The organism is Flagellatimonas centrodinii (assembly GCF_016918765.2).
Lineage (GTDB): Bacteria > Pseudomonadota > Gammaproteobacteria > Nevskiales > Nevskiaceae > Polycyclovorans > Polycyclovorans centrodinii.
Map to the genome: position 1 here is coordinate 2,563,214 of NZ_CP092104.1, position 9,208 is coordinate 2,572,421.

Annotated in this window: 13 protein-coding genes; all 13 read left to right on the forward strand. The window is 65.9% G+C overall.

From position 1 onward, the window contains the following. Window positions 1-129: 129 nt before the first annotated feature. The 13 genes from JN531_RS12185 to JN531_RS12245 all read left to right on the forward strand — a co-directional run bounded on the left by JN531_RS12185 (window position 130) and on the right by JN531_RS12245 (window position 9,208). On the forward strand, window positions 130-648 hold the full coding sequence (locus tag JN531_RS12185; RefSeq protein ID WP_228349132.1) for a P27 family phage terminase small subunit: 519 nt from the start codon (window positions 130-132) through the stop codon (window positions 646-648). After that, complete coding sequence (locus tag JN531_RS12190) at window positions 623-2,419, forward strand: terminase large subunit (RefSeq protein ID WP_228349133.1); 1,797 nt, start codon at window positions 623-625, stop codon at window positions 2,417-2,419. The genes JN531_RS12185 and JN531_RS12190 overlap by 26 nt, the downstream gene beginning before the upstream one ends. Next, window positions 2,419-2,610 (forward strand): hypothetical protein, encoded by a 192-nt coding sequence (locus JN531_RS12195; protein WP_228349134.1) that lies wholly within the window; start codon window positions 2,419-2,421, stop codon window positions 2,608-2,610. Before JN531_RS12190 ends, JN531_RS12195 begins: the two co-directional genes overlap by 1 nt. Beyond that, window positions 2,607-3,848: a phage portal protein gene (locus JN531_RS12200; protein WP_228349135.1), complete on the forward strand. Its 1,242-nt coding sequence runs from the start codon at window positions 2,607-2,609 to the stop codon at window positions 3,846-3,848. The genes JN531_RS12195 and JN531_RS12200 overlap by 4 nt, the downstream gene beginning before the upstream one ends. After that, window positions 3,845-4,786 (forward strand): S49 family peptidase, encoded by a 942-nt coding sequence (locus JN531_RS12205; protein ID WP_228349136.1) that lies wholly within the window; start codon window positions 3,845-3,847, stop codon window positions 4,784-4,786. Before JN531_RS12200 ends, JN531_RS12205 begins: the two co-directional genes overlap by 4 nt. A gap of 88 nt (window positions 4,787-4,874) precedes the next feature. Beyond that, entirely contained in the window at window positions 4,875-6,320 is a 1,446-nt protein-coding gene (locus JN531_RS12210; protein WP_228349137.1) for a phage major capsid protein, read from the forward strand. Window positions 6,321-6,390: 70 nt separating this feature from the next. Continuing rightward, window positions 6,391-6,789, forward strand: a complete 399-nt coding sequence (locus JN531_RS12215; RefSeq protein ID WP_228349138.1) for a hypothetical protein — start codon at window positions 6,391-6,393, stop codon at window positions 6,787-6,789. Between the two features lie 36 nt (window positions 6,790-6,825). Beyond that, on the forward strand, window positions 6,826-7,155 hold the full coding sequence (locus tag JN531_RS12220; RefSeq protein ID WP_228349139.1) for a hypothetical protein: 330 nt from the start codon (window positions 6,826-6,828) through the stop codon (window positions 7,153-7,155). Continuing rightward, entirely contained in the window at window positions 7,152-7,757 is a 606-nt protein-coding gene (locus JN531_RS12225) for a head-tail connector protein (protein ID WP_228349140.1), read from the forward strand. Before JN531_RS12220 ends, JN531_RS12225 begins: the two co-directional genes overlap by 4 nt. Continuing rightward, the gene (locus JN531_RS12230; RefSeq protein ID WP_228349141.1) at window positions 7,745-7,951 is read left to right on the forward strand and encodes a hypothetical protein; all 207 of its coding nucleotides are present in this window, start codon (window positions 7,745-7,747) and stop codon (window positions 7,949-7,951) included. Before JN531_RS12225 ends, JN531_RS12230 begins: the two co-directional genes overlap by 13 nt. Then, on the forward strand, window positions 7,938-8,282 hold the full coding sequence (locus JN531_RS12235; RefSeq protein WP_228349142.1) for a phage head closure protein: 345 nt from the start codon (window positions 7,938-7,940) through the stop codon (window positions 8,280-8,282). Before JN531_RS12230 ends, JN531_RS12235 begins: the two co-directional genes overlap by 14 nt. Continuing rightward, window positions 8,282-8,749 carry an HK97-gp10 family putative phage morphogenesis protein gene (locus JN531_RS12240; protein WP_228349143.1) on the forward strand — a complete coding sequence of 156 codons (468 nt, stop codon included), beginning with the start codon at window positions 8,282-8,284 and terminating at the stop codon, window positions 8,747-8,749. The genes JN531_RS12235 and JN531_RS12240 overlap by 1 nt, the downstream gene beginning before the upstream one ends. Window positions 8,750-8,752: 3 nt before the next feature. Beyond that, window positions 8,753-9,208: a gp17 family tail completion protein gene (locus JN531_RS12245; protein WP_228349144.1), complete on the forward strand. Its 456-nt coding sequence runs from the start codon at window positions 8,753-8,755 to the stop codon at window positions 9,206-9,208.

Consider the following 9,208-nt stretch of genomic DNA (forward strand, 5'->3'; position numbering starts at 1 on the left):
AAAGTCGAGGGGTCGCACCCCCCGGAACCGTCCTTTGCTCACTTGCGTGGAAATGCGCGGGTTTTGGAGGGGGGGTATGGCTGAGGGAGGGGGGATCAGCACCGACAGACACCAATGAGGATGTGACCGATGGGACTCCGTGGGCCGAAGCCGATGCCCTCGCACCTTCGGCTTGTGACCGGCAACGCGGGTCGCCGGCCGGTGAACGAGGATGAACCGCAGTTCGACATCGAGGCACCTGAGTGCCCGGAGTATCTGAGCGACGATGCCCGCGCCGAGTGGGACGTGATCGTGCCCGACCTGGTGGCCGCGCGGCTGGTGTCGAAGGTCGACCGCATGGCGGTGGCCGGGTACTGCGAAGCGGTGTCGCTGTGGAAGCGATCGCTGCTGAAGATCCAGCAGCTCGCCGACGAGGACCCCGACGGCCAGGGCCTGGTGGTGAAGGGCCCCAACGGGTTCGCCATGTTTAGCCAGTGGCTAAACATTCGGAACCGCGCCTATGGCGACATGATGAAGGCCATCGCCAGTCTCGGCCTGTCGCCTGCTGACCGCGCCCGGGTGAAGGCGCTCGACAACGGGCAGGGAATGCTGTTCCCGGATGATCCGATGGAGGCCATGCTGCGTGCCGGTGAAAAGGCCGCCAAGTAAACGGCCTCGCGCACAACCACTGCAGCAGCGGGACCCGTGCACCTGGTACGCGCAGCAGGTGGTGCGCGGCAAGATCGTCGCCGGCTCACACGTGCGTGCGGCCTGTGCACGTCACCTCGATGACGTGAAGCACGCCAAGGACCGCGGCCTGGTGTGGCGGATCGAGCAGACGCACCGCGTCTATGCGTTCTTCGCTGGCCTGCGGTTTGGTGATGGCGAGCATGATGGCGCGCCGTTTTTCCTCGAGCCCTCGCAGTGCTTCATCGTCGGCAGCCTGTTCGGGTGGTACCGGGCAGATGGTTACCGGCGGTTCCGCACCGCCTACATTGAGATCGGCAAGGGCAACGGCAAGACGCCGCTGGCTGCCGGGATCGGCTTGTATTGCATGCTCGCGGATGACGAGCCCGGCGCCGAGGTGTACAGCGCCGCCGTCAGCCGCGACCAGGCTGGCATCTGCTTTCGTGATGCCAAGCGGTTCTGTGAGAGCACGCCCGCGCTACTCAAGCGGCTGATCATTGGTGAAACCAACCTCGCCAACCCGCGCGTCGGCAGCTACATGCGGCCGGTGTCGTCGGAGGGCCGCAGCGCCGACGGCAAGCGCGTGCACTGCGCGCTCATCGACGAGGTGCACGAACACCCGTCGGCCACCATCGTCGACAAGATGCGCGCCGGTACCAAGGGCCGGCGCAATGCGCTCATTGTGGAGATCACCAACAGCGGGCATGACCGCAACTCGGTCTGCTACCAGCACCATGAATACAGCGTGCAGGTGCTGCGAGCGAAGCCGGGCGAGCGCTACCACGACAACTCATGGTTCGCTTACATCTGCACGCTGGATGCCTGCAAGCGGCACGCCCGAGACGGCCACTACCAACCGGTGGAAGGCTGCGAACACTGCGACGACTGGATGCGCGACCCGGCCACGTGGATCAAGGCCAACCCACTGTTGGGTGTCAGCATTCACCCTCAGTACCTGGAAGAGCAGGTGCGCGAAGCGCGCGGCATGCCGAGCAAACAGAACATCGTCGCCCGGCTTAACTTCTGCACCTGGACCGAAAGCGTGGCGGCATGGATCAGCCGCGATGCCTGGGATGCCGTGCAGGTGGATCCCGACCTCGACAGCCTCGAAGGCCGACAGTGTTACATCGGGCTCGACCTCTCGAAGAAGACCGACCTCACCGCCCTGGCGCTGTTCTTCCCAGACGACGCAGGCGGTGGTGACTTGTGGGTAGAGCAGTACACGCCGGGCGACACCCTGCGCGAGCGCGAAGACCGCGACCGCGTGCCGTACAGCAAGTGGGTGAAGGCCGGTCTTCTCACCGCCGTGCCGGGCAAGAGCATCGACTACGGCTACATCGCAAAGCGGCTGGCGTGGCTGCACGAGCACTTTGAGATCACTGCCCTGCCCTTCGACCGCTGGAAGATCGACGACCTGCGCCGCGAGCTGGATGAAGAAGGCATCGATCTGCCGCTTGTAGAGTTTGGGCAAGGCTTCAGAGACATGGGGCCGGCGGTGGATGCGCTGGAGGCGCTGATACTGAACGGCCGCATCCGCATACATCGAAACCCGGTGCTCACCTGGAACGCATCCAGCGCGGTGCTGATGCAAGACCCTGCCGAGAACCGCAAGTTTGCAAAGCACAAGGCCACCGGCCGAATCGACGGCATCGTGGCGGCCACCCAAGCCGTGGGCTGCGCCATGCGGCCACCGGAACAAGAAGACACCAGCTCCGTGTACGAAACACGGGGCATCGTGGAACTGGAGATTTGATGAAAGCGAAGCTGCCAAAGCTGCCCCGCATCAGCGGCGCGGCCGCGTTGTCTGTGGTCGGCCTGGGGTGCGTGGCGGCCGGCGCCTGGCAGGTGTACGCCCCAGCCGGCCCCATTGTTGGCGGCTTGGGTTTGATCGGGTTTGCCGTGCTGCTGGACCTCGCCCACAGCCAGAAGGGCGATAGCCGGTGAGCGTACTGCGCGCCGCCTTCGGCCCCTCGCAGTCGCTGAGCGACCCGCAGTCGTTCCTGCTGCGTGCTATGAGTGGCGGGCGCAGCATTGGCGGTGTCAACGTGAGCGAATACACCGCGCTGAATGTGAGCGCCGTGTATGCGGCCGTCGGCATCATCGCCGACACCATCGGCCAGTTGCCGCTGCACCTGTACCGCCGCACCGACAAAGGGCGCGTTGCCGTCAAGCGCAACGAGCACCCGGTGGCAGCCATGCTGCAAGACCAGGCCAACCCCTACATGACACCGTTCACGCTCCGGCAAACCAGCCAGAGCCACGCCCTGCTGTGGGGCAACGGGTACATGGAGATCCAGAAAGACGGGCGCGGCCGAACCGTAGGCCTGTGGCCTCTCATCCCCGAGAACACCTGGCCGAGCTGGAACGACCGCGCGCAACTGGTGTACCGCACCAACATCGACAAGCAACCGGCCGAGCTGGACCACCGCAACGTTGCCCACGTGCGCGCCCTCGGGCATGACGGCTATGTCGGCCATTCGCAGATCAGCCTTCACCGCCAGAGCATCGGCCTCGCCATGGCGGCCGAACGCTACGGCGCCAAGTTCTATGAGAACGAGGCCATGTCTGGCGGCTTCCTCTACCACCCCGGCAAGCTGGATGCCAAAGCCAGCGAGAACCTGCGCAAGAGCTTCAGCAAACAGGGCGGGCTCGATAACGCCCACCGCATCAAGATTCTCGAAGAGGGGATGAAGTTCGAGCGCACCACCATCCCCCCGGATGACGCGCAGTTTCTCGGTACCCGTGAATTTCAGCTTGCCGAGATTGCCCGCATCTACCGGGTGCCGCTCATCCTCATGCAGTCGCATGAAGGCGGCACCACCTGGGGCACCGGGATCGAGCAGATCCTCATCGGCTTCGTGGTGTGGACCCTGCAGGCCTGGGTGGTGCAGTGGGAGCAGGAGCTGAACCGCAAGCTGTTCACCAAGGAGGAGCTGGCGCAGGGCTACTTCGTGCGATTCGCGCTGAACGCCCTGCTGCGCGGCGACATGACCAGCCGCGCCAATTTCTACAAGGCAATGCGCGAGATCAGCACCCTTAGCGCCAACGAGATCCGCGAGCTGGAAGATTTGAACACCAACCCGGAACTGGGCGGCTACACCCGCCCCGCCAACTGGGTGCCGGTGAATGCGCCGGCCGGCAGCGTGTCCGGCGGCACGCCAACTGGAGTGAACCCCGCATGAAGTACGCCCGCATCCTCTCCGCCGTCGCCCAGCAGGTGTGGGCCATGCAGCCCGAAAAGCTGTCGGCCATGCTCGAGTTTCTGCGGTTTGCCGCCGATGGCGGGGTGAACACGCCCGACATGCTGGCCGCCAAGATCGGCAAGCGCGAAGACCGCGCCATTGCCCAGCGCAGCGGCGCCGTCATGGTGCTGCCCATCGTCGGCATTATCGGCTACCGCATGAGCATGATGGACGACATCAGCGGCGGTGGCGGCTTCAGCGTTGCCGCGTTCCGCCAGCAGTTTCACGCCGCAGTGAACGACGACAGCATCAAGCTGATCATCCTCGATGTCGACAGCCCGGGTGGCGTGATCGGCGGTGTGCCCGAGCTGGCGCGTGACATCGCTGCCGCACGTGCGCGCAAGACCATCATCAGCGTCGTCAACCCGCTGTCGGCCAGCGCCGGCTACTGGCTGGCAGCTGCTGCCACCGAGGTGGTGGCATCGCCCAGCAGCGATACCGGCAGCGTCGGCGTGTACACCGTGCATGAGGACTGGAGCAAGTACCTTGAGGCCGAAGGCATCGGCCATGAGTTCATCCACTACGGCGAACACAAGGTCGAGGGCAACAGCTGGGAACCGCTGAGCGACAGCGCCCGCCAGCACCTGCAAGCCCGTGTTGATGAGGCCGGCGAAATGTTCACCGGTGACCTCGCCACCTTCCGCGACATCAAGCAGAGCGTGGTGCGCGAAACCTTCGGTGGCGGTCGCGTCTACGGCCCGGCCGAAGCCATGAGCCGCGGCATGGTCGACCGCATCGCCACGCTCGAAGAAACGCTCGCGCGGTTTGAAGTAGGCCCGCTGGCCATCACCAGCCAGCAGCCACCGGACGGCCGCAGCGCCCACCGCCGGGCACTGGCCGAGCGCCGCCTGGCGCTGTTGGAACACAGCATCACCTGACCCCTTTTCCCCTTCGCGGTCCTGCCGATTCGGTCGGCGGGGTAGGGCCGCTATTGCCTTCGCCGGCCAGCATTCACGGAGACACTCCATGTTCCGCAATACACTGTTTGCATTGTTCGCCGTTGCAGTGGCGTTCAGTGCCGCGCTGGGTGCGCCCACCGTGGCGCTGGCCGCTGACGCGCTCAACTTCCCTGCTCTCACACCGGATGCCATTGCCCAGCTGGTGGGTATTGGCGCGCTCGGCTTCACCGTGCAGGCGCTGAAGGAAAAGCGCGGTTCCATCCTCACCGCCATGCGCGGCATGGTCGACAAGCTCGCCGAAGAAGATCGCGACTTCACCGACGAAGAGCAGGCCGACTACGCCGCCAAGGAAAAAGAAGTCGAGAAGCTCGCCGCCACCATCGCCGCCCGGCAGAAGCTGGAGGCCATGGAAGCCGCCGCCGACGCCCCGGATGATTCCGTCGCGCTGCGTGCAGCCCTTGCCAGCGCACCGGGTGCCAATGCCCCCGGCCCGCGCAAGAGCTTCGAGAACGTCGCCGAGTTCCTCTCGGCAGCCGCGTTCAACCCGGGTGATGAGCGGCTCGCCAACCTCTACCACGAACGCCGTGGCGACATGGAAATGGGCACCGGCACTGCCGGCGGCTTCGCCGTGCCGGAGCAGTTCCGCAGCGACATCATGTCGGTCAACCCGCAGCAGTCCATCGTGCGGCCGCGTGCCACCGTCATCCCCGCCGGCAGCCCGCCGGACTCCGCCATCACCATCCCTGCCATGGATCAGACCGGCGCAACGCCGGATAACGTCTACGGCGGCGTGCGGGTGGACTGGACCGAAGAGGGCGGCACCAAGACCAAGAGCGATGCCAAGCTGCGGCAGATCAAGCTGCAGCCGCATGAAGTGAGCGGCTATATCACCCTCACCGACAAGCTTTTGCGCAACTGGCAGGCCAGCGGCAGCTTTGTCGAAGGCCAGCTGCGCGGTGCTGTCAGCGCCGCTGAGGACCACGCTTTTCTCAACGCCAACGGTGTGGGCAAGCCGCTGGGCCTGCGCATGGCTGGTGCGGCCTACAAGGTGAACCGCGAGCAGGCCTCGAAGATCCTCATTGCCGACATCGACGCGATGATGGCGCGCATCCTCATGCGTGGCGGCTCGCCGCTGTGGATCGGCTCGCAGAGCATCCTGCCGCAGCTGCAGGGGCTGGTGGATGGCGAAGGCCGCCGCCTGTGGTCGCCCAACGCTGCGGCTGGCTATCCCGGCACCTTGGCCGGCTACCCGGTGATGTACAACGAGCGCAGCCCGCTGCTGGGCGGTGCCGGTGACCTCATCCTGGCCGACCTGAGCTACTACCTCATCAAGGATGGCTCCGGGCCGTTCGTCGAGGCCGGCAAGGCCACGGGTGACTTCGAGAACAACCGCACCTCGATCAAGATCACCTGGAACACCGACGGCCAGCCCTGGCTCACTGCGCCCTTCAAGCAGGAGGGTGGTTACGAGGTGTCGCCGTTCCTGGTGCTTGACCTGCCGAGCGGCGGCTAAGCCCTGCCCTGATGCACCGGGCGGTGGTAACCCCGCCGCCCGGCTCCCCCTGTTTGAAAAGGAGATTGTGATGTCTCACAAGATCAGCGAAGCCCTGAGCTTTGCACTCGGCGGTGTGTCGGCCGACATCAGCACCCCGTACACCACCCCGGCCTACGTCGACATGAGTGGCGCCCGACGCGTGCTGGCGCACTGTGTCACCGGCACCATCGCGCAGACCGAAACCCTCACCGTGCAGCTGGTGCAGGCCACCGATGCCGGCGGCACTGCCAGCAAGGCCCTGGGTGACCCCGTTGTGGTCACCGCCCCCACCGGCGGCGCCGCGCTCTCCGGCGTTGCCGAGGCCATGGCCGAGGACATGGACCTGGCCAATGGCTTCACCCATGTGGGTGCCACCGTGACGGCGTCTGACGGCACCGTTGTGGCGGGCGTGTCGGTCGTGCGTGGTGACCTGCGCTTCAGCCCCTGAACCGAGGCAGGGGGCGGTAACGCCCCCTGACATCGAATGAGCAAAACCTACAACGTGAAGGCGGGTTTCTTCAGCCGCAGCCTGGGGCGCGCAGTGTTGAGCGGTGAGTACACGCCGCCCACCGCTGAAGATGCCGCAGACCTGATTGCCCGCGGCCTGCTGCACCCCACGCCGGTGGTGCCCCCCAAGCCCACCAAGGCGCCGAAGAAGAAGGCCGCCACCGGAAATGACACCGGCAATGGTGGTGGTGCTGACGACACCGTGAACGCGGGCGATGGTGATGACACCACCGCTGGCGGTGAGGGTGACGACACCCTGACCGGCGGTGACGGCGACGACACCACCGGCGGAGGCGCCACCCCGTGAACCTGGTGGTGGTCACCCCGCCCGCGAACGAGCCGGTATCGCTCGGCGAGGCCAAGGTGCATCTGCGGATTGATGACTACGGCGATGTCACGCCCGGCCAGCCGCTGCCGCACCCGGATGATGACCTCGTCAAGCGGCTCATCGGCACGGCCCGCAGCAAGTGCGAGCACTTCTGCCGGCGGGCGTTTGTGACCACCACCTACACCATGGGGCTGGACCGGTTCCCCGCCTGCATCCGGCTGCCAATCGGCCGGCTGCAGGCGGTGGAGTCCATCACCTATGTCGACACCAACGGCGTGCAGCAGACGCTGCCGCCGGCCGACTACCAGGTTGACACCCTCACCGAACCCGCCCGTATTGCGCCCGCCGCCGGCAAGTGCTGGCCCAGCACGCAGTACGAAACCCTCAACGCCGTGCGCGTGAACTTCACCGCCGGCTTCGGCAGCCGCGATGAGCAGCCCACCTGGGTGAAGGACGCCATCTTGCTGACGCTGGGAGACCTCTACCGGTTCCGCGGCGAGGTGGTCACCGGCACCACCGTGGCGCGTATCCCCGAGGGCGCCGAATACCTCATGTGGACTCACCGACTATGGCCCGAGTAACCAAAGACGCCCCCGCCCCCGCCGAAGCGGCAGCGCCGGCGAAAGTGCAACTGCGGGCGCTGTGCAACTTCGTCAGCCCTGTCGAGGGCAAGGTCAAACAGCACCACTTTGTGTGGGTAACGCCCGACCGGGTGGACCAACTGGTGAACGTAGTGCGCTGCTGCTCAATCGTGAAGCGCGATGCAGCTGATTGATGCCGGCCAGCTTGACCGGCGCATCACGCTCTACCGCATGGTCCCCCAGCGCCTCGACACCGGCGAAGAGACATACGGGCCAGAGCTGTATGCCGCCGTATGGGCGCGCAAGCTCGATGTCAGCGGCAACGAGCGTTGGGCCGGCCAGCAGCTGGCGGCGGATGTCGACAGCCGGTGGATCATCCGCTGGCGGCCGGACCTGAACCCACTGTGCGAGCTGCGCCATGAAGGCCGGCGCTACGACATCATCAGCGTGCTCGAAATGGGCCGCCGCGCCGGGTACGAAGTGCTGACCCGCGCGCGCGCCGAAGTGGCACGGGTGCCGCGCTGATGGCCCGCATGAAGGGCGAGCACGCCCGCGTGACCGGCCTCAAGGAACTTGAAGCCGCCATCGCGGCGCTGCCCGACAAGCTGGTGAAAAAGGAACTGCGCGCCGCCAACCGCGCCAGCGCCAACATCATCCGCCGCGAGAGCAAGGCCAACGCCAAGGCGCGCACCAGCAAGAAAACCGGGCGGCTGATCGGTGGCTTTGCCCAGCGGCAGCGCACCTACCAGATGAAGCGGATCATGACCGTGATACACGCACGCGCCCCACATGCTCACCTGCTGGAGTTCGGCACGCAGCCGCGCTACCAGCCCAACGGCAAGTACGTGGGCGAGGGCCCCGCGCTGCGGTTTATGACTGACGCCTACAACGATAAGAAAGGCGAGGCCGCCAAGCTTTTCAAACAGCGTGCGCTGGAAGGGCTCGAGCGCCAGGCCAATGCCCTTGGCAAGAAGAGCAAGAGCCGGCGCTGAGCCATGCCGCACAACTGCCCACCACCGCCGACCGGGTTGCAGCCGGAGAGCGCACTGCACCTGCTGCTCACCGGTAACGCCGCCGTAATGGCCGCCTGCCCGGGCGGCGTTTACCCAAACCGCATGACGCGCACGCCGGCACAGGATGCCGAGCTGCGCACGAAAACCACCATCGTCTACCAGCGCATCGGCGGCCCGGTGGACTACCACCTACGCGGCCCGGTCGGCCTGCAGATGGGCCGCTTCTGGCTCGACATATACGGCAACACGCACAGCGCCGTGCGCACCGCACGCGATGCCGTGCAGGCCGTGCTGTCCGGCTACCGCGGCACGCCGATGCCGGGCGTACAGATTCAGGCCTTCTTCTTCGAAAGCCTGCGTGAGTTTTACGACGCGGAGCCGGAATACCGGCAGTACCGCAGCAACACCGAGTTCACAGTCCACTACCTGGAGACATGA